The 256-nt window shown below is 46.9% G+C and carries 1 rRNA gene; it reads left to right on the forward strand.

Features of this window, described 5'->3' with window-relative positions:
• Positions 1-256, forward strand: a 23S ribosomal RNA gene (locus R0J88_RS21510); the annotation flags it as partial.

A 256-nucleotide genomic window follows, 5' to 3' on the forward strand; every position in this document is an offset into this window, starting at 1 on the left:
AAGTGCAATCGAGTAGGTCGGAGCACGTGAAACTTGGACTGAATATAGGTGGACCATCCTCTAAGGCTAAATACTCCCAACTGACCGATAGTGAACCAGTACCGTGAGGGAAAGGCGAAAAGAACCCCTGCGAGGGGAGTGAAATAGAACCTGAAACCGTGTACGTACAAGCAGTAGGAGCAGACTTGTTCTGTGACTGCGTACGTTTTGTATAATGGGTCAGCGACTTATATTTTGTAGCGAGGTTAACCGATTA

It is taken from the genome of Pseudoalteromonas sp. SIMBA_162 (genome assembly GCF_046535955.1).
Taxonomy (GTDB): Bacteria; Pseudomonadota; Gammaproteobacteria; order Enterobacterales; family Alteromonadaceae; genus Pseudoalteromonas; species Pseudoalteromonas marina.